The organism is Promicromonospora aerolata (assembly GCF_042682255.1).
Lineage (GTDB): Bacteria > Actinomycetota > Actinomycetes > Actinomycetales > Cellulomonadaceae > Promicromonospora > Promicromonospora aerolata.
Map to the genome: position 1 here is coordinate 3973830 of NZ_JBHUHF010000001.1, position 24441 is coordinate 3998270.

At 69.5% G+C, this 24441-nt stretch carries 20 protein-coding genes; 10 read left to right on the forward strand and 10 right to left on the reverse strand.

Annotated features, from left to right (window positions below; translation table 11 throughout):
- Window positions 1–342: 342 nt before the first annotated feature.
- Window positions 343–1779 (reverse strand): chromosomal replication initiator protein DnaA, encoded by a 1437-nt coding sequence (dnaA, locus tag ACFSL2_RS17735; protein WP_377199103.1) that lies wholly within the window; start codon window positions 1777–1779, stop codon window positions 343–345.
- A 432-nt stretch (window positions 1780–2211) separates the two neighbouring features.
- Between dnaA and rpmH the strand changes: the two genes are divergently transcribed.
- The 8 genes from rpmH to ACFSL2_RS17775 all read left to right on the forward strand — a co-directional run bounded on the left by rpmH (window position 2212) and on the right by ACFSL2_RS17775 (window position 9911).
- Window positions 2212–2349 carry a 50S ribosomal protein L34 gene (gene rpmH / locus ACFSL2_RS17740; RefSeq protein ID WP_108493057.1) on the forward strand — a complete coding sequence of 46 codons (138 nt, stop codon included), beginning with the start codon at window positions 2212–2214 and terminating at the stop codon, window positions 2347–2349.
- A gap of 3 nt (window positions 2350–2352) precedes the next feature.
- The gene (rnpA, locus tag ACFSL2_RS17745; RefSeq protein ID WP_377199104.1) at window positions 2353–2730 is read left to right on the forward strand and encodes a ribonuclease P protein component; all 378 of its coding nucleotides are present in this window, start codon (window positions 2353–2355) and stop codon (window positions 2728–2730) included.
- A complete protein-coding gene (gene yidD / locus ACFSL2_RS17750; RefSeq protein ID WP_377199105.1) occupies window positions 2727–3035 on the forward strand; it encodes a membrane protein insertion efficiency factor YidD in 309 nt (102 codons plus the stop codon). The genes rnpA and yidD overlap by 4 nt, the downstream gene beginning before the upstream one ends.
- A gap of 82 nt (window positions 3036–3117) precedes the next feature.
- On the forward strand, window positions 3118–4269 hold the full coding sequence (gene yidC / locus ACFSL2_RS17755; RefSeq protein WP_377199106.1) for a membrane protein insertase YidC: 1152 nt from the start codon (window positions 3118–3120) through the stop codon (window positions 4267–4269).
- A gap of 12 nt (window positions 4270–4281) precedes the next feature.
- On the forward strand, window positions 4282–4836 hold the full coding sequence (locus tag ACFSL2_RS17760; RefSeq protein ID WP_377199107.1) for a Jag family protein: 555 nt from the start codon (window positions 4282–4284) through the stop codon (window positions 4834–4836).
- Between the two features lie 96 nt (window positions 4837–4932).
- A complete protein-coding gene (gene rsmG / locus ACFSL2_RS17765; RefSeq protein WP_377199108.1) occupies window positions 4933–5622 on the forward strand; it encodes a 16S rRNA (guanine(527)-N(7))-methyltransferase RsmG in 690 nt (229 codons plus the stop codon).
- Window positions 5623–7516: 1894 nt separating this feature from the next.
- Complete coding sequence (locus tag ACFSL2_RS17770; RefSeq protein ID WP_377200848.1) at window positions 7517–8539, forward strand: ParA family protein; 1023 nt, start codon at window positions 7517–7519, stop codon at window positions 8537–8539.
- Between the two features lie 97 nt (window positions 8540–8636).
- Window positions 8637–9911: a ParB/RepB/Spo0J family partition protein gene (locus ACFSL2_RS17775; RefSeq protein WP_377199109.1), complete on the forward strand. Its 1275-nt coding sequence runs from the start codon at window positions 8637–8639 to the stop codon at window positions 9909–9911.
- A gap of 79 nt (window positions 9912–9990) precedes the next feature.
- Here ACFSL2_RS17775 and ACFSL2_RS17780 read toward each other — a convergent pair whose 3' ends face one another.
- The 8 genes from ACFSL2_RS17780 to ACFSL2_RS17815 form a co-directional block, all read right to left on the reverse strand.
- Window positions 9991–11019: a D-alanine--D-alanine ligase family protein gene (locus ACFSL2_RS17780; RefSeq protein WP_377199110.1), complete on the reverse strand. Its 1029-nt coding sequence runs from the start codon at window positions 11017–11019 to the stop codon at window positions 9991–9993.
- 133 nt (window positions 11020–11152) lie between these two features.
- Entirely contained in the window at window positions 11153–12463 is a 1311-nt protein-coding gene (locus ACFSL2_RS17785) for an aminotransferase-like domain-containing protein (protein WP_465264540.1), read from the reverse strand.
- A 183-nt stretch (window positions 12464–12646) separates the two neighbouring features.
- The gene (gene trxA / locus ACFSL2_RS17790) at window positions 12647–12973 is read right to left on the reverse strand and encodes a thioredoxin (RefSeq protein ID WP_020017340.1); all 327 of its coding nucleotides are present in this window, start codon (window positions 12971–12973) and stop codon (window positions 12647–12649) included.
- A 70-nt stretch (window positions 12974–13043) separates the two neighbouring features.
- Complete coding sequence (trxB, locus tag ACFSL2_RS17795) at window positions 13044–14018, reverse strand: thioredoxin-disulfide reductase (protein WP_377199111.1); 975 nt, start codon at window positions 14016–14018, stop codon at window positions 13044–13046.
- 263 nt (window positions 14019–14281) lie between these two features.
- Window positions 14282–16144, reverse strand: coding sequence for a protein kinase family protein (locus tag ACFSL2_RS17800; protein ID WP_377199112.1), 1863 nt, complete (start codon window positions 16142–16144; stop codon window positions 14282–14284).
- Between the two features lie 166 nt (window positions 16145–16310).
- Window positions 16311–18035 carry a murein biosynthesis integral membrane protein MurJ gene (gene murJ, locus ACFSL2_RS17805; protein WP_377199113.1) on the reverse strand — a complete coding sequence of 575 codons (1725 nt, stop codon included), beginning with the start codon at window positions 18033–18035 and terminating at the stop codon, window positions 16311–16313.
- Between the two features lie 84 nt (window positions 18036–18119).
- Window positions 18120–20369, reverse strand: coding sequence for a DUF6049 family protein (locus tag ACFSL2_RS17810; RefSeq protein ID WP_377199114.1), 2250 nt, complete (start codon window positions 20367–20369; stop codon window positions 18120–18122).
- On the reverse strand, window positions 20366–21001 hold the full coding sequence (locus ACFSL2_RS17815; protein ID WP_377199115.1) for an NUDIX hydrolase: 636 nt from the start codon (window positions 20999–21001) through the stop codon (window positions 20366–20368). Before ACFSL2_RS17815 ends, ACFSL2_RS17810 begins: the two co-directional genes overlap by 4 nt.
- Window positions 21002–21153: 152 nt before the next feature.
- Between ACFSL2_RS17815 and ACFSL2_RS17820 the strand changes: the two genes are divergently transcribed.
- Together ACFSL2_RS17820 and ACFSL2_RS17825 are read left to right on the forward strand one after the other, a co-directional pair.
- Window positions 21154–22590 carry a CCA tRNA nucleotidyltransferase gene (locus ACFSL2_RS17820; protein ID WP_377199116.1) on the forward strand — a complete coding sequence of 479 codons (1437 nt, stop codon included), beginning with the start codon at window positions 21154–21156 and terminating at the stop codon, window positions 22588–22590.
- An 86-nt stretch (window positions 22591–22676) separates the two neighbouring features.
- Entirely contained in the window at window positions 22677–23471 is a 795-nt protein-coding gene (locus tag ACFSL2_RS17825; protein WP_377199117.1) for an MBL fold metallo-hydrolase, read from the forward strand.
- On the opposite strand, the gene ACFSL2_RS17830 is transcribed toward ACFSL2_RS17825, so the two are convergent.
- Window positions 23468–24418, reverse strand: a complete 951-nt coding sequence (locus tag ACFSL2_RS17830) for a ribose-phosphate diphosphokinase (RefSeq protein WP_377199118.1) — start codon at window positions 24416–24418, stop codon at window positions 23468–23470. The genes ACFSL2_RS17825 and ACFSL2_RS17830 overlap by 4 nt on opposite strands.
- Window positions 24419–24441: the final 23 nt, after the last annotated feature.

Here is a 24441-nt window from a genome sequence, read left to right on the forward strand (position 1 = left end):
GGGTCCCTGTGGAGGGCCGTTTTTTACACACAGGCCGTCCACCGATCGAGGGGTCTCCGCCCACAGAAAATTGGGGTTCGTCCACAGCCGTCCACAGCCTTGTCCCCAGGTGTGTATCGGCAGGTCAGCGCCGCAGGTCGAGTTCTGCACAGTTCTCGTCCACAGCGTTGGGGACGGAGGAAGCCGAACCGCCGGAACCCGGGGATCTGCATGTGGATAGACCTGTGGAGGTGCGCATATGCAACACTCCTGCGCACCGGACGAGCTGTGCACAGGGGTGGAGATAAGTGTGGAAACAGGCGGAGTGCCGGAGTTATGGCCGGGCGGGGGACCGTCCTGGGATCAGCCGCGCTGCTGCTGCTTGATCCGGCTCGTGAGCTCGGTGACCTGGTTGTAGGTCGACCTACGCTCGGCCATCTGGCCCGCGATCTTCTTGTTCGCGTGCATGACCGTGGTGTGGTCGCGTCCGCCGAACTGCTGGCCGATCTTGGGCAGCGACAGGTCGGTGAGCTCACGGCACAGGTACATGGCGATCTGCCGGGCGGTCACCAGCACACGGGACCGCGAGGAGCCGCACAGGTCGTCGATGGTGAGGCCGAAGTAGGCGGCGGTCTGCGCGATGACGACGGCAGGTGTGATCTCCGCGGTGTCGTCGTCATCGGTGATGAGGTCCTTGAGGACTATCTCGGCGAGGGCCAGGTCCACCTGTTGGCGGTTGAGGTTCGCGAACGCCGTGACGCGGATCAGCGCGCCTTCCAGCTCTCGGATGTTGGTCGAGATGCGGGAGCCGATATAGGAGAGCACGTCGGCCGGCACGTCGAGGTGCTCGCTCGCCGCCTTCTTCCGCATGATCGCGATGCGGGTCTCGAGGTCCGGCGGCTGGACGTCGGTGATGAGGCCCCACTCGAAGCGGGAACGCAGGCGGTCCTCGAAGCCGTTCAGCTGCTTCGGGGGGACGTCCGAGGTGATCACGACCTGCTTGTTGGCGTTGTGCAGGGCGTTGAACGTGTGGAAGAACTCCTCCATCGTCTGTTCCTTGCCCTGCAGGAACTGGATGTCATCGATGAGCAGCACGTCGACGTCGCGGTACCGGCGCTGGAACGCGCCGGCCTTGCCCTCACCGATGCTGTTGATGAAGTCGTTGGTGAACTCCTCGGAGTTCACGTACCGCACGCGGATGTGCGGGTACAGGTTGTGGACGTAGTGCCCGATGGCATGGAGCAGGTGAGTCTTGCCCAGCCCGGAGTCGCCATAGATGAAGAGCGGGTTGTAGGCCTTGGCCGGTGCCTCGGCGACAGCGACGGCTGCCGCGTGCGCGAACCGGTTGGACGAGCCGATGACGAACGTCTCGAAGATGTACTTCGGGTTCAGCCTCGTGGGCTCGGCCGAGGGCTTCGGGGCCGGCTGCGGCGCGATCGGCATCTGCGCCTGCTCGGGCTCCGGCGGCTCGTGCTCCAGGGAGAGCGCGGCGGGACCGGAGATCTGCGACGGCCCGGCGAGCGTCCTGCTGCTCAGCTCGGGGTCCACGGTGATGCCGAAGCGCACGTCGCGGCCGAGCACCGAAGACATGGCCGAGACCAGATCGTCGCGAACTGCCGTCTCCAGATAGGTACGTGTCTGCTCGTGCGGGACGGCGATGAACACCATGTCGTCCAGGACGGCCATCGGCTTGGCCAGGCGGATGAAGGCGAGCTGCCGGGGGCTCATGTCGGGCCGGGCCTCGAGCGCCGTCAGGGTCTGTGCCCAGACGTCGCCGATGTTCTCGTCCGGGTTGGCCACTGGCTTTCCTTCGTCTCGTGCGCGGGTGCCGCAAGTACTGGGGGGTGACTTGGAGTCTGCCATGATGGGGCACCGTCCACACAGTTGTCCACAGGTTGTGGATGGCGCGGATCACCGCTGAACAAGTGGTACACGGGCAGGTCATCGAGCCCTCCGTACGGCCCGTCGGACAGGCCCGGTGTGGTGCGCCTGACAGGCATCGTCCCGCCGTTCTGGTTTGACCGGAAGGGTGCGGACGGCGTAACGTCATACAGCCGTTCCAGGTACTTCTGCGCGCCCACACACGGATTCGAGCCGCGTCTCTCAGACGCTGGCCGCGACCAGTGGACCAGGCCCCGGGTCGGCTCGGCAGATCGCTGTACGGATCAGCCAACATTCACTGCATCGTCGAGGACTGACGGTGTGCCTACCCCGACGTTCTTGGAGTACCTCGTGAGCAAGCGGACCTTCCAGCCGAACACCCGCCGTCGTGCAAAGACCCACGGCTTCCGGCTGCGCATGCGCACCCGCGCCGGCCGCGCCATCCTGGCGGACCGCCGTCGCAAGGGTCGCGCCGAGCTCTCAGCCTGAGCCATGCTGCCCGCGGCGCACCGACTGCGCCGTTCCGTCGACTTCGAGCGGACGGTGCGCCGCGGCACGCGTGCAGGTCGATCGACCGTGGTGGTTCACCTCCTGGTGCCGGACGAAAACGTCTCGGACCCAGGATCGGGAACTCCACAGGTCGGTTTTGTCGTTTCCAAGGCTGTGGGTAACTCCGTGCAGCGCAATCTGGTGAAGCGTCGGCTCCGTGCCGCCGCGTCCGGGCAGCTTTCGGCGATGCCGAGTGCTGCCCGCGCTGTCGTGCGTGCCCTCCCACCGTCCTCGTCGGCCACGTTCGCCGACCTCGAGCGCGATCTCGACTCGTGCCTGCGCCGTGCCGTCGCACGCGCAACCGGGGACGCGAAGAGATGACGACCGCCCCCGCACCGGACGGCGAGGCGCCGCCGCGAGAGCCCTCGCTGATCGGCCGGCTTCCGGTGACCCTCCTCGTGGGGATGGTCCGGTTCTACCAGGCGTTCATCAGCCCGATGAGCCCCCCTAGCTGTAAGTACTACCCGTCCTGCTCGCAGTACGCCCTGATCGCGTTCCGTCGCCATGGTGCGCTGCGCGGGCTGGGGCTGGCGCTGTGGCGCTTGCTGCGGTGCAACCCGTGGAGTCTCGGCGGTGTCGACGACGTGCCGCCCGCGCGCGGCGCACACACCCACACCGAGGGCTGACCGGCTCCGGCTCGTGGTGCCGCACACGACACCCGCACCTCCCCGCAGACTTCGCGTCACCAACTCTGGAGCTTCTTGACCGATGGACTTCTTCGCATTCCTCTGGCCGATCGAATGGGTCGTCGCCTGGATCATCTACGGGTCCCACTGGCTCTTCACGACACTCGGGATGGCGGCCGGCCCTGGCACCGCCTGGGTACTGTCGATCGTCGCCCTGGTGATCGTCATCCGCATCGTCCTCATCCCGCTCTTCTTCAAGCAGATCAAAGCCTCGCGCGGGATGCAGATGATCCAGCCCGAGCTGCAGGCCGTCCAGAAGAAGTACAAGGGCAAGACGGACCCTGCCTCTCGCGAGAACATGACTCGCGAGACCATGGAGCTCTACCGGAAGCACGGGACGAACCCGTTCGCCTCCTGCATGCCGATCCTGCTGCAGTCGCCGATCTTCTTCGCCCTGTTCCGGGTGCTGAACGGCCTGGAGAGCATCTCGACCGGTGACGCGGAGCCGATCGGCCCGATCACCCAGTCCGTCGCCGCGGACATCGAGTCGTCCACGCTCTTCGGGGCCCAGCTCAGCGACGTCTTCCTCCAGACCGACTCCTGGGCCTCGCGGGCGGTGGTCATCGTGCTCATCGTCGCGATGAGCGTCACGACCTTCACCACGCAGCGGCAGCTGACGATGAAGAACATGCCGCCGTCGGCCCTCGAGGGCCCGATGGCGCAGACGCAGAAGATGATGCTGTACATGCTGCCGCTCGTCTTCGCGATCTCCGGCGTGAACTTCCCCGTTGGTGTGCTGATCTACTGGACGGTCACCAACATCTGGTCGATGGGGCAGCAGTACTACACGATCAAGCGCATGCCGACGCCCGGCTCCATCGCCGAGAAGCAGATGAAGGAGCGGCAGGCGGCGAAGGCAGCCAAGCGTGCTGCGAAGACGGGCGAGGTCATCGAGGAAGAGACCCCCGTGGTCGAGCAGCCCAAGACCGGTCAGCGGGTGCAGCCCAAGCGCAAGGACCGGCAGAAGGGCGCGACTCGCCCGGAGCCCACGCGGCCCGCCATCGCGCAGTCCGCACCGCAGGATGCGCCCGACACGACGTCCGGGAAGCAGGCCGGGTCCAAGCCGAAGCCGTCCGGCACGCCGGGCAAGCAGCCTGGCTCCAAGCCGAAGCCGTCCGGCACGACGCCTGGGGCCTCCCAGACGTCGTCGGGCAAGCGCAAGCAGAAGAAGTAGGAGGAAGACGCGATGAACGCGAGCACAGGTACGGCCGCGCCCGACCCCGCGGCTCCAGTGGTGGATCCGGCGGACCGGACCAAGCGCCTCGAAGAAGAGGGCGAGATCGCCGCCGACTACCTCGAGGAGTTCCTCGACATCGCCGACCTCGACGGCGACATCGACCTGGACATCAAGCACGACCGTGCCGCGGTGGAGGTCGTGGCGGACGACTCCGCGTCGCTCGCACACCTGATCGGTGACGAGGGCGAGGTGCTCGATGCGATGCAGGAGCTCACGCGCCTCGCAGTTCAGACCCGCACAGGGGAGCGGAGCCGGCTGATGCTCGACATCGGTGGCTACCGGGCAGCGCGCCGCGTCGATCTGACGCGTATCGCCGAGGCTGCGGTCGAGCAGGTGCGCAGCTCCGGCGCCGAGGTCGAGCTCGACCCGCTGAACGCGTTCGAGCGCAAGGTGGTGCACGACGCCGTCGCGGCAGCGGGCCTGGTCAGTGACTCGCGGGGCGTCGAGCCCGAGCGTTACGTCGTGGTCCAGCCGGCGGCCGACACGGCGTCGGTCACCGACTGATTCACAGGCCTCGGCCGAGGGCCGGTGTGCGTCCCGAGGACGTGCGCCGGCCCTCGCTGTGTTTGGCTACTTTCAAGAGCGACTGGAGGACGGGACGTGGAAGGTTCGGACGTGGCGGCGCAGGGGCAGACCGGCGCAAGCGCTGAGGTACCGGACGGCGAGACGCTCGGCGCGAGCGACGCTGTCAGGGCGTACCTGGGCGACGCGTACGACGGCGTCGCGCAGTACGCGGAAATGCTCCGAGATCAGGGCGAGCTGCGAGGACTGATCGGCCCGCGGGAGGTGTCGCGCATCTGGGAGCGGCACATCCTGAACTCGGCTGCGGTCGTCCCGCACCTTCCGCCGGTCGGCACGGTGGCTGACATCGGCTCCGGCGCCGGGCTGCCGGGCATCGTGATCGCGGCGATGCGACCGGAGCTCCAGGTGATCCTCATCGAGCCGATGGAGCGACGTACGACCTGGCTCACCGAGGTCGTGACAGGCCTGGGGCTGACCAACGTCGAGGTGAAGCGCGGCCGGGCAGAGGAGTACCACGGCGCCTTCGAGGTCGACGTCGTGACGGCCCGTGCCGTGGCTGCACTGTCGAAGCTGGTACGGATGAGCATGCCGCTCGTCCGCGTGGGCGGCGAGATGGTGATCCTCAAGGGGCGCAGCGTGGCCGAAGAGGTGGAGCCGGCGCGCAAGGTTCTCCGAAAGTACGGCGCGGGAGATCCGGACATCTTGGAGGGCAGCACTGTCGAGGGTGTGGAGGCAACGACGATCGTCCGGGTGCGGCGCGGTAAGTAGTCGGTACTGAGGACGATGTTTCACGTGGAACGGGAGCGGCTGCCTGGAGGTGGCCGCTCCCGTCTTCTCTGCGAGTAGCCCGTGCCGCGGATTGAACTGCGTCCCGGGACGTCACCGGGGTGGGCGAACTCGACGACGGGCGGCTCATAGCCAGGCGCCGATCCGGCGACGGTTTCACGTGAAACCGTCGACGCCAGAACCTCATCGCGTGAAGCTGACACAGGGAGGTGGGAACACCCGGCACCGGAGGACCAGTCCCGTCCGGGTCGCTGTTTCACGTGAAACCCCGAAGCCGCACGCCCGGTCCGCGGGCGGGGAAGGCGGGTCAACGACGAGTTGTAGGCCAGCTTGTTGCCGGTGCCCCAGGACGCAAAGAAGGAATCAGGGCGGCACGAGGAATCGATCAGCCTGGAGTCGGCGTTTCGACACGCCTGAGCAGGCTGACGACCTTAGCGTTACACGCGTGTGCTTCTTCAGACGAAAGTCCAAGCGAGTAGCGGCAGCCAAGTCCGTTGCGGCGTCGGCTGCCACCGCCACGGCGTCCGACTCGTCCGCTTCTGAACCGGCCGTTGCTCCGGGGAAGTCCGCGGCAGAGCCAGCCCGATCCGGCGCGGCCAATCCGGAGACGACGACTGGCGCTGTGCTCCCGAATCAGTCCACGCCGGGCCGTGCCGGCGAGGCGTCGGAATCTGAGGCGCCCGACTTGGTCGCGCAGGGCGCGCCGACGGATGCGGCACGGGAGGACGGGCAGTCGGGATCAGATAGCTCGCCCGAGACGGAGGGGTTCGCCGGTCCGGCGGCCCGGACCGCAACGCCTGCGGGAGGCGACCACCCTGACGAGCCTGAGCCCCTGTCGACAGCCCAGCCTGATCCTGGGTCGAAGCCCGAGTTCCAGTTCGGCGAGGGATCTGCCACGCCGGACGATGAGAATACTTCCGCGGCGGACGGCGGGAGCGCCTCCGAGATCGACGCTGTGCTGCGGAGCAATGCTGGCGACGCCACTTCTGACGCCACGTCTCCCTCGCAGGCGACGGACGGCAGCGTTCCGGAGAGCGTCGGAGCCGCTGATGGCGCGGCTGACGACGCGGCGACGAGCAGTACCGACGGCGAAGTCGATGAGGACGTCACGAAGAGCAGCACCGACGGCGACGACCCAGCCGATGACGGCAGTGCGGACAGCCCTGCCCCCGACCGCCAGCTCCAGGATGGCGCACATGGTCCGGCCGGTCCGGAGCAGAGAGGGTCCGGGGGAGTCTCGGCGCCGACGACCCCGTCGGTCCTCGAACGAGCGGCCGCCGCGGATGTGCCGTCCTCCGAGGACATGGCGCCACCCCTGCCTGAGATCGTGGGTGACGGCCCGCGCGACGAGGTGTGGGGCCAGGATCGTCCCGAACCGGAGGGAACGAAGGTGGCCGCGCTGAGCCAGCTGATCGAGTCGGTCACGATGTCGGCGCCCGGAGACAAGGAGCAGCTCTCCCGTGTGGCCGAGGAGGCGATCCCTGCGCGGGCCGAGTCCGGTGCGGCGCAGGAAGCACAACCGCAGGCGGGGCCAGGTACGGAACAGCCCGATGGTCCAGAGAACGAGGATCCGGATCAGATGGAAGAGGCGCCCACTGATCGACCAGTTCCCGCGGACGCGATCAGACGGGCGAGCGAGGCACTGGACGCAGCGGTCAACGCGGCGCCGGCGGTCATCGGATCCGCCTCCCGCCCGCCGGAGGAGGAGGCAGGCTCCCTGGTGGATGCCGAACTCGCACATTTCGCCGGAGAAACTGAGTCTGAGTCCGAGCCAGATGGTGCGGCCAGCGATTACAGTAGCCGCGTGACGGATCCGATTCCTGTGCAGGGCCTCTCCGCTCCCGGTGTTTCACGTGAAACTGCTGGGCCCGTGCAGATGCCCCATGGCACCCAGCAGCCCACGGGCGGCCCGCACGGTGGCGATGACGAGCGTCGATCAGCCCTCATCGCAACCGTCCCGGCCGTTGACGACACGACTCCTGTCGCCGCCGAGCTCGCCATGGACGCTCGCCGACGTATCGAGCTCCAGGGGCGCCGGTTCCCGCGTCCACCGAAGACCCGCATCATCACGGTCGCGAACCAGAAGGGCGGCGTCGGCAAGACGACGACCACGGTCAACGTCGCCGCCGGGCTGGCACAGTCCGGCCTGAACGTGCTGGTGATCGACAACGACCCCCAGGGCAACGCCTCCACCGCGCTGGGGATCGAGCACCGAGCGGGCACACCGTCCGTGTACGAGGTCCTCGTGGAGGGCGAGTCGCTGGCGAGCACGGTCCAGCCGTGCCCCGACGTCCCGAACCTCTGGGGCGTGCCGGCGACGATAGATCTCTCGGGCTCCGAGATCGAGCTGGTCTCGCTCGTTTCACGTGAAACGAGACTGCGCAAGGCGATCGACAAGTACCTTGCCGACCGTGTCGCTGCTGGTGAGGAGCGCATCGACTACGTGCTCATCGACTGCCCGCCCAGCCTGGGTCTCCTGACGGTCAACGCGTTCGTGGCGGGCCGTGAGGTCTTCATCCCCATCCAGTGTGAGTACTACGCGCTCGAGGGGTTGAGCCAGCTGCTCAAGACGATCGACCTGATTCGTTCCCACCTCAACCCGGAACTGCGCGTCTCGTCGATCCTGCTGACGATGTACGACGGCCGGACCAACCTCGCGCAGCAGGTCGCGGGGGAGGTGCGGTCGCACTTCCCGGCGGAGACGTTCAAGACGACGATCCCGCGCTCGGTCCGCATCTCCGAGGCTCCGAGCTACGGCCAGACGGTCATGACCTACGACGCGACATCTACCGGTGCGCTGGCGTACCTTCAGGCGTCCCGTGAACTGGCGGAGCGCGGCCAGGGTGGGTCGAGCCCGCGCCGTGCGCTACAGGCGGAGCCGGTCGGGGCGCAGGACTGATGGTTCGCAGTGCCGAACGGGGCCGGATGCGCACCGTGACGATGGAGACGAAGCCAGTCCGCGCGGGGCGCGCGACCGGAACCGACGAGGAGACACGATGAGTGCGAAGCGACGCGGGCTCGGGCGGGGCCTGGGCGCCCTGATCCCGACGGGTCCTGAGCTGGACGAGCAGGCACCCGGAGCAGGATCGGGCGAGTCCGACGGCGCCGACAACGCACTGGGCGGATCCGTAGCAACCGTCGTCGAGGAGCGACCGTCGCCGGCGCTCGACGCGACGGACGAGATCCCGGTCAGCACGGTCTCGGTCAGCTCCGCTCCGGCTGAGACGTCGACGGAGAAGAAGACGGTCAAGAGTTCCGGACCGCGTCCCAGCACCGTGAAGTGGGACTCCGCGATCGCCAGCGGCAGGCTGTCCGTGGCCAACGAGGCCGCGGAGGGCGGTTCCGCCTCAGCGTTGGACGACACCTTCTTCAGCCGTGAGCAGGGTGCGCCAGGCGACGTTTCACGTGAAACAACAGACCTGGTGCCGGTCCCGGGAGCGCGCTTCGCCGAGCTGCCTGTCAGCGCGATCCGGCCGAACACCTGGCAGCCGCGCACGGTGTTCGACGAGGGAGACCTCGACGAGCTCGTCGAGTCGATCAAGGAGATCGGCGTGCTCCAGCCGATCGTCGTGCGGCCCGACAAGGAACACCCGGGCGAGTACGAGCTCATCATGGGTGAGCGGCGCTGGCGCGCGACGCAGGCCGCCGAGCTGGAGACCATCCCGGCGATCGTCCGCGACACCGAGGACGGCGACATGCTCCGGGACGCGCTCCTGGAGAACCTGCACCGTTCGGACCTCAACCCGCTCGAGGAGGCAGCGGCATACCGCCAGCTCCTGGACGACTTCGGGTGCACGCACGAAGAACTTGCCATCCGGATCGCGCGGAGCCGCCCGCAGATCTCGAACACGCTGCGTCTGCTGCGTCTCCCTCCGCTGGTGCAGCGCCGTGTCGCGGCGGGTGTGCTCTCGGCGGGCCACGCTCGTGCGCTCCTCGGGCTGAGTGACGGAGCCGAGATCGAACGACTCGCTCAGCGCATCGTGTCGGAAGGACTCTCGGTCCGCGCAACCGAGGAGATCGTCATGATGACGGAATCCGACGGCACCAACGGCAAGACGCGCAAGCCGCCCCGCGCGGGCACCCGGAGTGAAGCCGTGGACGAGCTGGCGACCCGGCTCTCCGACCGGTTCGAGACCCGTGTCAAGGTGGCACTCGGCAAGACCAAGGGCCGCATGACCGTGGAGTTCGCGTCGGTCGAGGACCTCAACCGGATCCTCAATGTCATGGCCCCGGAGGAGCGTGGCCTGCTCAAGCCGCAGTCCGACACCTGACGGTTACCGCACCTGCGAGAACCGGGCCGGCCTCTCCTCCTGGGAGATGCCGGCCCGGTGTCGTTTCACGTGGTGCGCACTACCGTGCCCGGGCCAGCGCGGTGTCGACGATCCTGCGATACAGCCCGGCGAGGTCGTGGCCGCTCGCCGCGACCGCCTGGGGGAGAAGGGACATCTCCGTCATCCCTGGAGCCACGTTGACCTCGAGGACGTGCGCGGTGCCTGCGCCGTCGAGGATCAGGTCGGTGCGGGACAGGTGCCGCAGATGCAGGGCCTCGTGGGCTCGGACGGCGACGTCGGCGACCTGTGCGGCCTGGTCCGCGGTGAGGCGAGCCGGCGAGAAGAACTCGGTCTCGCCGGCGACATAGCGGGCGGCGTAGTCGTAGCCGCCGTCGGCGACGATCTCCACGGCGGGCAGCGCCTCGGGTCCCTGCGGGCCTTCGATCACGCTGACCGCCAGTTCGACCCCGGTGACCGCTCGTTCGATGAGTGCGGTCTCGCCGTAGGCGAAGCACTCGACCATCGCTCTCGGCAGGTGCTCGGCACGGGTGACGACGGTGACCCCGAGGGCGGAGCCGCCCTCGGTCGGCTTGACCACCAGGGGCAGACCGAGCCGGCGCACCATCGTGTCGAGCACCGGCTGCGCCCCGAGGTCGCGAAACAGACTCTGCGGCAGAGTCACGTAGTCGGGCGTCGCGAGGCCCGCCTCCAGCAAGACCGCCTTGGAGATCGGCTTGTTCCAGACGACGCGGCTCGCTCGCGGGCCCGTGCCCACATAGGGCAGACCGAGCATGTCGAGCACGTCGCGTACGGAGCCGTCCTCGCCGGACGCGCCGTGCAGCAGCGGCCAGACGACGTCGGGCCGGGTCTCGCGCAGGAACGCCAGGAGGTCCGCGTCGACATCGTGCAGTACGACCTCGAGTCCGGTGGAGCGGAGGGCCTCGGCAACCCGACGACCGGAGCGGAGGGACACGTCCCGCTCGTGCGAGAGCCCGCCGGCCAGCACGACGACGAGGGGAGTGCCGTCCGCGGCGTCACGACTGGAGGGAGGCGCGGACAAGCCGGCGGGAGCGTCGGACGGGGCCGGTGCGGCGGCGGAACTGGTCATCGAGGGACTCACTCGGTCGAGATCGGTCAACGGGTCAGCGCCATCGTGTCAGAGACCCGGGCGAGCCGACGCCCGGGCTCCGGTCACAGGCATGAGGGCGCAGGCACGAGGGCGCAGGCACGAGGGCGCAGCGTCACGCCAGGTCGGGACCGGGGGCCTCGACGTCGTCCGTGTCGGGGTCCGGGTGCGCCGACGTGCCGAAGAGCTGCACCAGCTCGGCCTCGCCGTTGACGACGCCCGCCAGGCGGCGCACGCCCTCGCGGATACGTTCCGGCGTGGGGAAGCAGAAGGACAGCCGCATGTGGTCGGCACCGCGGCTGTCGAAGTAGAAGGCGGTGCCGGGCACGTACGCGACGCGCGCAGTGACCGCACGCGGCAGCATCGCCCGGGCGTCGAGGCCCTCGGGGAGCCGCACCCACACGAAGAAACCGCCCCGGGGTACGTTCCACGAGGCGCCCGGGAGGTGCTCACCGAGCGCGCCGACCAGGGCGTCACGTCGCTCGCGGTAGAGCTCCCGGTAGGCCTTGATCTGCGCCTTCCAGTCGCACGTCTCGAGATAGGTCGCCACTGCGAGCTGCGACGCGTTCGACGGCGAGAGGACGGCGGACTCGCTGGCCAGCACGAGCTTGTCCCGTACCGCGTGGGGCGCGATCACGAAACCGACCCGGTAACCGGGGGCGAAGGTCTTGGAGAAGGATCCGAGGTACAGCACGCCGTCCGTGTCGTAGGACCGCAGCGCTGGCAGCGGTTCGTCGTCGAAGCCGAGCAGGCCGTACGGGTTGTCCTCGACGACGAGAACGCCGTGCCGGCGGCAGATCTCCAGCACCTGCGGGCGCCGCTCGGCGGACAGGGAGACACCGGCGGGGTTCTGGAACGTCGGGACGGTATAGAGAAACTTCACGCGGCGGCCCTCGCCGGCCAGCCGGGTGAGCGTCGCGTCGAGCTCGGCGGGAACGAGGCCGTCGGCATCGAGCGGTACCTGGACCACGTCGGCCTGGTAGGACCGGAAGACACCCAGCGCGCCGACGTACGACGGCGCCTCGGCGAGCACCACGTCGCCCGGGTCGACGAAGATGCGCGTGACCAGGTCGAGTGCCGACTGGGAACCGGTGGTCACCACGACGTCGTCAGGGTGTGCCGACACGCCCTCGAGCGCGACGACCTGCGTGATGTGCTCGCGCAGGCTCTCCTCACCCTGGCCGGAGCCGTACTGCAGAGCGGTGGTGCCCTTGGTGGCGATGAGGCGCTGCATCGTCTCGGCGATGACGTCGAGGGGGAGACCTTCGAGGTACGGCATGCCACCCGCGAGCGAGACCACCTCCGGGCGGTTCGCCACCGAGAAGAGTGCCCGGATCTCCGAGGCGCGCATGCCGTGCGCTCGCGCCGCGTACGAACCGAACCACGGGTCGAGGCGGGTACCGGCGGTCTCGGGAAGCTCGTTCACGACGCCCAGTCTCGCACGCGGCCGGTGTGCGGCTCCGTGTCCGTTCGTGGCGAAACGGTGAGACTACGGGGATCCGGACGACGAAGAGCACGTGCCAGGAGCCGCACCTGATGAGGTGATCAGGCGGGACGGGCACGTGCTCTTCGTCGCGGTGTGCGAGGGATTAGCCCCCGGGGCGAAGGTTCAGCCCGCGAGGACCTCGTCGATCTCCTCGGTCAGTGCACGCTTGGGCCGGGCGCCGATGATCGACTTCACGACCTCGCCGCCCTTGTAGACGTTGAGCGTCGGGATCGACACGATGCCGTAGTCCATGGCGGTCTGCCGGTTCTCGTCGGTGTCGATCTTGACGATCTTGATCTTGCCCTCGTACTCGTCGGAAAGCTCCTCGAGGATCGGCGCGACCATGCGGCACGGCCCGCACCAGGTGGCCCAGAAGTCGACGAAGACGGGAATGTCAGAGTCGAGGACCTCGGCCTTGAAGGTGTCGTCGGTGACCTTGATGGTGCTCATCCAGCATCTCCTTGTTCATGGCCCCGTGCGGGGCCGAGTGGGGCGCGGTCGGTGGGAGCCGACCGGGAGATCAGTCGTTCAGCGAGTCCAGGAACGCCTGGGCGTCGAGCGCTGCCGAGCAGCCCGAGCCGGCGGCCGTGATCGCCTGGCGATAGGTGTGGTCGACGGCGTCGCCGCAGGCGAAGACGCCGGGGAGGTTGGTGCGCGTGCTCCGGCCCTCGACGAGGATGTAGCCGTTCTCGTCCAGCTCGACCTGGCCCTTGACCAGGTCGGTGCGGGGCTCGTGACCGATGGCGACGAACAGCCCGGTCGCGTCCAGGTCCCGTACCTCGCCGGTGACGGTGTCGCGCAGGCTGATGCCCGAGACCTTGCTCTCGCCGGTGATGCCTGCGATCTCGCTGTTCCACGCGAACTCGATCTTCGGGTCCGCGATGGCCCGCTCGGCCATGATCTTCGAGGCGCGCAGGCCGTCGCGGCGGTGCACGACGGTGACCTTCGAGGCGAACCGCGTGAGGAAGGTCGCCTCCTCCATCGCGGAGTCGCCACCGCCCACCACGGCGATGTCCTGGTCACGGAAGAAGAAGCCGTCGCAGGTGGCGCACCACGAGACGCCTCGGCCGGAGAGCCGCTTCTCGTCCGAGAGGCCCAGCTCCCGGTACGCGGAACCGGTGGCGAGAATGACGGAGCGAGCGCGGTAGGCGTCGCCACCACCCGTCACGATCGTCTTGACGTCGCCGGTGAGCTCGACCTGCTCGGCGTCGTCCCAGATGACCTGGGCGCCGAACTTCTCGGCCTGCTCGCGCATGGCGTCCATCATGTCGGGACCCAGGATCCCCGCGGGGAACCCAGGGAAGTTCTCCACCTCGGTGGTGTTCATCAGGGCGCCGCCCGCGGTGACCGAGCCCGCGACGACAACGGGCGCAAGGCCTGCTCGCGCCGCGTAGATGGCTGCGGTGTATCCCGCGGGGCCGGACCCCACGATGACGACGTCGAGCACGGGGGCGTCGGTTGTCCCGGCAGCCGGAGCTGTGGTCTGTTCGGTCAAGGCGATCTCCTCGAGTTCCATGGGGCACACGCAACAACACGCGGGCGGGTCCCAGTGTTCCAGCCGATGCCGACTGCGGCGCGATCGTCGGCGTGAGTCTCGCCACATAATATCGACAGACATCGATGTATGGCAGGGCCGGGGGACAAGAACGGGGCCAGCCCTCGCGCGCGGACGTGTTCGCGGACCACGAGGGGTCCTCCCTGTCGGGAAGCTGCGACGTCCGCGCGCGAGGGCTCGCCCCGGTGCGGTCCGAGATCCGGCTAGCTCAGCACTACCTCGTTCAGCTCCAGCCGGAAGCCGTCCGGGACCTGCGGCAGCTCGGTGATCCAGATGGTGAACGAGTTGCTCACCACCGGCTCACTCAGCTCGAACGTCGTGGTCTCCGCGAACGCCCCCTCCGCGAGCACCTCGCCACCGGCGCCGCCCTTGAGGATCTGCACCTTGCCACCGGGGGTGTTGGTCAGCAGCTCTACCTTGGTGACCGAGGCGGGCTCGCGGAGCCTTAGCTCCATCCCGAGCGACTCCTTGAACCCGCCGAACGCCGCCTGCTGGTACGTGGTCGTGAAGTAGAAGGTGGCCGGGTCGGTGTCGTAGGCACGCTCGACCGTCTCCGGGTGGTCGATCGTCTGGCCCTCCCAGTCGAGCGTGCCCAGCAGGGCCGCCGAGTCGATCACGGGCCGCGCCTCGGTCTGCGCGGGCGGCGACGGAGGCGCGCTGCCCGCACCCTCGTCCTCGCTCTCGCCACCCGCGGACGCGCTCACCGTCGGCGTAGGGGAGGCGTCGGCGATGACGTCGGGCGTCGGCGCCAGCACGGCGTTGATCGCCCAGATCAGGCCGGCCACGACCGCGACGCCGACGAGGCCCAGCACGATCGGCGTCGGGTTCACGCCACCGCGCTTGGGTGCGGGCTGGGTGGCGAACCCGCCGTCCTGCTCGTAATAGCCGGCGTTGGGGTCGTATCCGCCCGGCGCGTACTGCGGTGGATACTGCTGTGGCGCACCCTCCTGCGCGTACTGCGCCTGGTCGTAGCCGTACTGGCCCTGGGCGACCGGCTGACCGAACTGGTCGTAACCGGCCGGGGCGCCGTCCGGTGGCGGCGGAACCGGCGCATGCCCGCCGTACGCCTGCGGTTCATAGGTGTAGTCGTTCTGCGGCTCCGGGTAGCCGGCGGGCACGTTGCCCGCCCCCGTCGCCATCGTCTCGTCGTTACGCGCGATCCGGCCGGTGACGGGGCGTCGAACGGGCGGTGTGCCCTCGCCCCCGAAAGCGTCGGCGATGGACTGCCGCCGCGGCCCCTCCGGCTCGGGCTGCACAAATCCAGGCAGCGATGCCACTACGGAAACCTCTCCCCACGGCTGAAGAGCCGCGGTCACGTCGTCGGGGTTCATCGGTCCGTCGGTACCACCGGGCGCGTTGAACGCCCGGGCCACCAGGGCATCGATGTCGGTGTCCACGTGGGGAACCAGTGTGGACAGTGGCGCCACAGCGCCGGAATCGTCGAGCTGTGCGGGCAGGGGGATCAGGGTGTCCTTCGCGATCCAGGCTGCCTCGAGGTCCTGACCGGGCCAGCGTGCCGTCATCGCGTAGTAGAGCAGAGCCACCAGACCCTGGGCATCGAGCTGTACCGGCTTGACGTTGAGCGTGTCACCGGAGGCGAGTCCGCCGTCGAGGCCGAGACCCGTGACCCGGATCTCGTGGCCGTCCACGCGGACCGCCTCGGGGCGCAGTGCGGTGTGGTGGACGCCGCGGGCGTGTGCCACCCGGAGGGCCGAGGCAGCCTCACCGACGATCGCGCGGGCCTGCTGCTCGTCCACCAGTCCGCTCGAGACGATCTCGGTCAGGGTGGTGCCGGTGTGCGGTTCGGTGACGACGTACCTGCGACCATCCGGGTCGGAGCCGGCGTCGAGCACCCGGACCAGACGAGGGTCGGTCACCAGTGCAGCGCGGCGGGCAGAGTCGAGGGCGTCGCCGGCATAAGGGCCGGTGACGAGCGTGACCCGGACCGCACGATCCAGTACCAGGTCGTGTGCCTCCCAGGCAGTTGCCGCGGCAAGGTCGGTCGACGCCTGCTGGCTCAGCCTGTACCTCTCGACCAGCACGCTGCCTGGCTCGACGGTGCTCACGCGGACCTCCTCGCTCGGTCGGGGGACAGTAGCAGGTACGTGACCGCACGGATCACGCACCGTCGCCATGCTACGCGGATCCGCCGTCAACCCGCCGAAATGTCGCCCCTTCGCAACCGAAGTGTCAACCGGCCGTCCGTTCCGGCGACCTGGCCGCGCGGGTGGTTCAGCGCTTGAGCCGAGCGAGCACCGGACCGAGCAGACGGTCGAGCTCCCGGACCTTGAGCAGGCGGAGGAGCAGCACGTAGACACCGAGCATCGCCAGGCCGCAGAGCGCCGTCACCCACAGGCCGCTGAGCATCGTCAGCACCCAGCCGCTGCCGAAGGAGAGCGCGTCGAACCCGCCGACCAGCCGGTACAGGCCCCACCCGGCGACCCCCGAGACCGCGGCTGCGAGCAGCGTCTTCGCGTGGAGGGCGAGCACGCGGCCTCCGTCGAGCCGTCCGCCGAGCTTCCTGCGGAGGCCACCGGTGCGTAGGAGCACCGTGATCCAGTTGGACAGGGCGTACGCACCACCGGCAGCGATGACCCAGTACTGCGGCGCCAGCCAGATCTGTGCGGCGACGAGCCCGCCCACCAGGGCGAGCGTCGACGGCACGGTGATGAAGAAGACGGAGCGGCCGTCCTCGTAGGCGTAGTAGACCCATTTCATGAGGGCCATGGCGCCGAGCGGCACGAGGCCGAACGAGAGGGCGACCAGCACGGGCGCGATGAGCGCGGTGCCTTCCGCGCCCGCCGTCGGCACGATGAACGCCGTGGCCGGCGCGGCCAGCACCGTGAGCGCGGCGGTGGCGAAGACCGTGAAGACACCGATGGTGCGCAGCCCCAGGGAGAGATCGGCCCGGACCCGGTCGGTGTCGCCGTCGTGCGCGGCCTTGCTGATGCCGGTGAACAGCGCGGTCGCGATGGAGACCGTGACCAGGGAGTGCGGCAGCAGGTAGATGAGCAGCGCCTGCGTGTACGCCGCGTTACCAGCGAACTCGACTCCCGGTCCGCCGGAGGCCCCGGCCTCGGCCGCGACCCGGGTCAGGTAGAGAACGCCTGCCTGTTCCAGGACCACCGCGGCGAACGTCCACAGGGCGACGGACCCGGCCGAGCGCAGGCCGATGCCGCGCACGCCGAGTCGGAAGTTCCAGCGGAAACCCGAGCGCAGCAGCGGGACGAGCAGCACCAGGGCCTGAGCCACGATCCCGAGCGTGGCCGTGGCCGCCAGCAGGACCGTGCGCGGCGTGTCCCACTCGGAGAGGTCGTTGATCCCGAGCTCCGGCGCAGTGCCGAACACCACGAGGAAGATGCCGAACCCGATGACGGAGACGACGTTGTTGGCCACCGGCGCCCACATGAACGGTCCGAACTGCTCCCGCGCGTTGAGCACCTGGCCCAGCAGCGTGTACAGGCCGTAGAAGAACAGCTGCGGGATGCACCAGTACGCGAACACAGTGCCCAGCGCCAGCTGCTCGGCGGTCCAGCCGTCCGTGTAGAGCATCACCACCCACGCGGAGGCGCCCGTGAGGATCGCGGTGATGGCGAGGATGCCGACGGCCGAGACGGTGAGCAGCTTGTCGATCCGCTCCTGCGCGTTGTGCGCGCGGAACGCCTTGACGATCTGCGGGACCAGCACGGCGTTCAGCATGCCGCCCGCGAGGATCGCGAACAGCACGTTGGGCAGCTTGTTCGCGACGTCGAACGCGTTCGCGACCGTGCCGGCGGAGCCGATCGCGGCCACCAGCATCATGTTGCGGACCAGGCCGCCGAGACGCGAGGCGGCGGTGCCGGCCGCCATCACCATCGAGTTGCGGCCCAGGCCGCGCGACGGCGGCGCGGCGGACGCGCCCGGACCGCTCGCGGCCTCGGCGCCGGGGTCCGAGGCGGGATCGGTCGGTACGGTCACGGTGTTCTCCTGGGTCAAGCGACTACTCCCGTGGTCTGGGCCTTGCCCGACGTGGTTCTGCCGACAGGTGCGGCGGCCGAAACACTACTCCGCCGGGACGGCCATCGAGCTCGCCGAGGTGGTCGGCGGTGATTCCAGCGTCTCGGCAGACGTGCCGGCCGCTTCCTCGACGTCCTTGCTGGTGGCACGGTACGGCGACTTCCCGCGACGCACCGTGCGCCAGATCCCGGCCAGGAACAGCAGGGCGACGAGCGCGGCAGCGATCCAGGTACCGACCTCCTCCCAGCCCGCACGGACGCGGACCTGGAACGACGAGTCGTCGGTGATCTTGGCACCGGTCGGCGTGAGGATCTGCGCGGTGACCTCGACGTCACCCGAGCCGATAGCGCGCACGGGTACCTGGACGTCCACCTCCTGACCAGCCGGAATGGTCGCCGCGCGGCGGGCGTCGACGGTGAGTCGCGGATGGTCGGGGCGCAGTACCACGGTGACCGTTGCGTCCAGGTCGAGCTCGTTGCGGACGCGCACCGGGATGTTGCCGACGTCGGTGATGAAGTTGATGTCCTGGCGAGGCACCACCTTGATCGACTCGTGCGTCAGCTCGTTCGTGGCCTGGAGGACCTGCTGGACGATCACGTCCCTGCGGCCCGGGTCCTGACGGTGCGCGACCGACAGCGGCGCGATCAGACGGACCACGCCCGGGCGCCAGATCTGCGCCCCGGCATCGCCCGCGACGGAGGAGAACGTGACGACCGCGTCGCGCGCGTGCTCGAGCGCCGCCACGTCGTTGGGGCTGATCTCCGCCTTGGCGGCGCGGTGCCTCGGCAGGGGAGTGCGACCCTCGTCCTGAGCGTCCTGCCGGAGCAGGGTGTCGAGCGTCGTGGTCTCGACCCACCCCGCCTCGTCGTTGAGCGTACGGAGGATCGAGATCGCGGCCTCGGCGTCCGGCGTCCAGCTGCGGGGGGCCACTATCGACACCGTCGGCGGGGCGGTCGGCGACTGGCTCACGATCGCGGCCGTGTCCGCGAGCAGGCGCTGCGTACCCTCCGCGGTGGTGGCTGCGGTCGACGTGTCTGCCGCGGTGCTGCTCACCTCCTCCGTGGACCCGGCGCCCACCCCGGACAGGTCGGTCGCCGAGACGAAGCTCTCCGTCAGCACCGTGTCGGTCACCGCGGCGCGTGCGGTGCCGGACGGCGTCTCGACGTCTGCCCGGCCGGTCACCGTGCCGAACCCTTCGTACGCGAGCCCGCCCCCGCCGACCACGACGTTCTGCCTCCCTGTGGATACGGCGAGGTCGAGCGTCTCGAGGTCAGGCACCACACCGTCCGCCGGCCAGGCCAGGTCTTCGTTCCACCCCTCGGGAACCGTCCAGCTGGGGATGGTGGGTGCGCGCACGAAGCTCCGCCGCCCCGTGGCGTACGCCTCGGCGTGCGCGAGCGCGGCGAGGTCCAGGTCATGGTTGGGGAGTGTGTAGGTAGCTGTCTGCTCGGCCGCGTCGAGCATCCGGTCGGACCACTCCGTGAGTGCCGGGTCCTCCGACTTCACCGCCCTGGCCAGCACGTCGGGGTCGATCGCGAGCGACAGGTCGGTGTCCTCCGCAACCTGCAGCACACCGTCGAGGCGCTGGCCGTCGGCGGTCTGCTGTGCCAGCTCGATCTCGGCAGCGCTCGGGTCCGACGGGTCGGTCGGCGGGCTCGTCACGGCGGCCAGGACACTGATCCGCATGGGCTCGCGCTCGAGACCGTCGGCGTCGTACACCAGGAACGAGCGGGCGATGCCCAGCCGCCCAGATGCGTCACTCACGGCGACCGCGAGGCGGCGCGCGCCGAAGCCCCGGAACACCTGGGCTGCCGGGTCGTAGGTGTACGAGACGTTCGTGGACTCGCCCGGCGCCAGCTCGGACACCGGCTCCGCCGTGGGCTCGCCCCGGACCGGGTCGAGCAGGTCCGCCGTGGACCACTCGGTGATGTCCGCGCGGGTGGTGAGTGCGAGGTGGTCGACGGTCAGCTCGGCTACCGCGTCGGTCAACGTGGTGTCGCTCGTGTTGGTGATCTTCGCCCGGATGGTCACCTCGTCGCCGGGCTCGGCGACCGGGTGCGAGATCTTCACGATCGACACGTCGATCGATCCCTGGGCGGCGGACCGCGTCGGGGGGTGGGTCTCGGCGCTGCTGCGCACGGCGGATCGCTCCGGCGCCGGACCGGTGGCGACGGCCGGGACGGTCATCGGCCCGACCAGCAGCACGGCCGCCAGGAGCACGGCGACCGACGTGCCGGTACGGCGGGTCAGTCGGCGGGGAGCGGAACTGCGGAGGAAGTCGGGGTGCTGCGTCATGGCAGGTCGGGGCGCTCCGTGGGGAAGGCGTCAGCCCGCAGCGCGTCCCGGAGGTTCCTCGACGAGACGAGGAGGTCCAGGGCGGCAGCGGCCAGTCGCTGCTCGTTCGGGTACGACAGGCGCTCGGCGAGCTCGTCGATCCTGACCCAGAGGGCGTCCTCGGCTTCGCCGTCCGGATCGTCCTCCACGGTCAGGCGACCGCCCTCCGCGCGCAAGAGGTAATGGTGCACCACCTTGTGGACTCGCCGGTCCTCACCGGTGAACCAGTAGTCGATCACGCCGAGCTCCGCTTGGATAGAGCCGCGGATGCCGGTCTCCTCGTGGATCTCGCGGATCGCCGCTTCCTGCGGCGTTTCGCGGCCCTCGAGATGTCCCTTCGGGAGGCACCATTCCAGCCGGCCGGTGCGGTTGCGGCGCAGCAGCACTGCTGCGCTGAAGTCCTCGGGACGTTCGGAACCGCCACGCAGCACCAGGCCGCCCGCCGACGTCTCGTCCACGACGGGCAGGTGTGCCGGGCTGCTCGTCGAGACGGCCCGCCGGGCAGGATTCACCCGCAACGGTGCTCCGCCGGGCGGCGGAGGCACCTCCGGGCGACCATGTGGACGGTCGCTCGCCGGAACAGGGGTGGACATGCCCCAACACTACCGACTGAGCACGGTGGGTCCGGTCAGGGGGTGCGGGCGGTTCCGGGCACAGCGGTCGTCGCGGCGCGCAGCGCGGCGACCCCGAGCGGTTCGGTCTTGCGGTGCGTGTTGTCGGGTCGCGTCTGGGAGAATCTTGGGCTGTGTCTACCCCTGAGCAGGATCTGTTGCGGCGCGCGCTCGGCGTGCTGACCGAGATGGCCCCCGCCGCGCTGGAGCTGGGCGACCAGTTCCTGGCCGCGGGCTACGAGCTCTCGCTGGTCGGCGGACCGGTACGGGACGCGTTCCTCGGCCGCGCGAGCAACGACCTGGACTTCGCCACGTCGGCCTCGCCGAGCCAGACGCAGAAGATCCTCGCGCGCTGGGGCGACGCCAACTGGGACATCGGCCGGGAGTTCGGCACCATCGGCGCGCGCCGGGGCGACGTCGTCGTCGAGGTGACGACGTACCGGACCGACAAGTACGACCCGGCGTCGCGCAAGCCGCTCGTCGAGTTCGGGGAAACGCTCGACGGCGACCTGTCCCGCCGGGACTTCACGGTGAACGCGATGGCCGTGCGTGTGCCCGACCTGACCTTCGTGGACCCGTTCAGCGGCCTGAGCGACCTCGCGGCCGGCGTGCTGCGTACCCCCATCGCGCCCGAGCGCTCGTTCGACGACGACCCCCTGCGCATGATGCGCGCGGCGCGGTTCGCCGCTCAGCTCTCGTTTCACGTGGAACAAGGGACGCTCGCGGCGCTGGTCGCGATGGCCCAGCGGATCGAGATCGTCTCGGCGGAGCGCGTGCAGGCCGAGATCACCAAGCTGCTCCTGAGCGACAACCCGCGTGCCGGTCTCGAGGTGCTCGTCGACACGGGCCTTGCCGAGCAGGTGCTGCCGGAGCTGCCCGCGCTCCAGCTCGAGATCGACGAGCACCACCGGCACAAGGACGTCTACCAGCACTCGCTCACCGTGCTGGAGCAGGCGATCGCACAGGAGACAGGCCCTGACGGCCCTGTGCCGGCGCCTGACCTGGTGCTGCGTCTCGCGTCGCTGCTGCACGACATCGGCAAGCCGGCCACCCGCCGGTTCGAGGCCGGCGGGGGAGTCAGCTTCCACCACCACGAGGTGGTCGGGGCCAAGCTCACGGCCAAGCGGCTCAAGGCCCTGAAGTTCGAGAAGCAGGTGGTCAAGGACGTGTCGCGGCTCGTCGAGCTGCACCTGCGGTTCCACGGCTACGGCGACGGCGCGTGGACCGACTCCGCCGTCCGCCGCTACGTGACGGATGCCGGACCGCTCCTCGAGCGCCTCCACCGCCTGACCCGTGCCGACTCCACGACGCGCAACAAGCGCAAGGCCCAGCGGCTGTCCGACGCGTACACGGACCTGGAGAACCGGATCAGCGCGTTGCGTGAGCAGGAGGAGATCGACGCGATCCGTCCCGATCTGGACGGTACGCAGATCATGGCGATCCTCGGGATCCCGCCGTCCCGCCAGGTCGGCGAGGCGTACAAGTACCTGCTGGGCCTGCGCATGGAACAGGGTCCGCTGGGCGAGGACCTGGCGACGGAGGAGCTCAAGAAGTGGTGGGCCCAGCGGTAGCTGGCTGACCCGGTCCGGTCGCGGTCGGTCCGACGGCGACCGGCTCTGGTTGTGGCCGGTCTCGTCGGTCTGCTTGGGTCGGGCTCATGGACGCGTGGACCGAGGTTGCGGACGGCGTGCTCGTGCGGCGCTATCAGGAGCTGGACCTCTCCATCGGGCTCGTCGTGGGTGACGATTCGTGCCTCGTCGTGGACACGGGCGGCGACGCGGCGCAGGGTGCGGAGCTCGCCGCCGCCGTGCGCGAGGTGACGTCGCTGCCGTGGCAGGTCGTGCTGACTCACTCCCACTTCGACCACAGCTTCGGTACCGAAGCCTTCGTCCCCTGCACGGTGTGGGCCCATCGGCGGTGCCACGCCGATCTCGTGGCCACCGGTGAGCGGCAACGCCAGGAGTGGGCGCGGCGATACCGCGAACGGGGTGAGGTGGAGGTGGGCGACCGGATCGCGGCCGTGCGCCTGGTCCTGCCCGACCACCTGGTCGACCACCGCGCGGAGCTGGATCTCGGCGGCTGCCGTGTGGAGCTACGGCACTTCGGGCCCGCGCACTCCGACCACGACGTGGTCGTGCACGTGCCGGACGCCGGCGCTGTGTTCGTGGGCGACCTCGTCGAGCACGGTGCGCCGCCACAGTTCGGCGACGCCTTTCCACAGGACTGGCCGGCCGCGCTGGACGGCATCCTCGCCCTGGACGCGCCGATCGTGGTGCCCGGCCACGGCGATCCGGTCGGCCGGGACTTCGTCCACGGTCAGCGCGCGGAGCTGGAGCTGGTCGCCGAGCTGTGCCGGAAGGTCGCCGCCGGGACGCTCGGCGTGGAGCAGGCAGTGGCGCGTTCGCCGTACCCCGAGGAGTTCATGGTTGCGGCGCTGGGGCGCGGTCGCTAGACGTGCGTCGGGTCGAAGAGGGCGCTGACCGACTCGCCGCTGTGGATCCGGCGCACCGCCTCCGCGAACGCCGGCGCCACGCTGATCACCGTCAGCTTGTCGTGCGCCAGCAGGCCGGCCGACGGCACGGTGTTCGTCGTGACGATCTCGACCACGTCGGGGTCGGCCGCGATGCGGTGGACGGCGTCGTTGGCGAAGATCCCGTGCGTGCAGGCGATCCGCACCGTGCGTGCGCCGTGCTCGCGCAGCAGGTCGAGGATGGCGATGATCGTGGACCCGTTGGCGATCTCGTCGTCGAGCACGATGATGTCGCGGCCCGTGACGTCACCGATCAGGGACGTGATCTCGACCCGGTCACCGTCGAACCGCTCCTTCGCGGCCGCCGCGACGGGTATGCCGAGCATCTTGGCGAACGCGGAGGCGCTCTTGGCGTTGCCCAGGTCCGGCGACACCACGGTCGCTTTCGACAGGTCGCTCGGCAGGAAGTGCCCCGCCAGCTCGCGCAGCGCATTGAGCTGATCGGTCGGCACCCGGAAGAACGCGTGCACCTGCGGCGCGTGCAGCGTCATCGTCAGGATGCGGTTCACCCCCGCCGTCTCCAGCAGGTCCGCGACAAGCCGGCCACCGAGCGAGATCCGCGGCGCGTCCTTCTTGTCCGAGCGGGCATACGCGAAGTGCGGCATGACCGCGGTGATCCGGGCGGCCGACGCGCCCTTGGCGGCGTCGACCATGAGCAGGAGCTCCATCAGACTCTCCTGCGCAGGACGGACCACCGACTGCACCAGGTAGACGTCGCGCTCACGGCAGTTGTCCAACAGCTGCACCTGCAGGCAGTCGTTCGCGAAGCGTTGGATCGAGATCGGACTCAGCGCGACGTCGAGATCAGCGCACATCTCGTGAGCGAAGCGCTGACCCCCGGTACCAGCAAAGACCCGCACCTCGGCCATGGCTGGAAGTCTACGGAACGTCG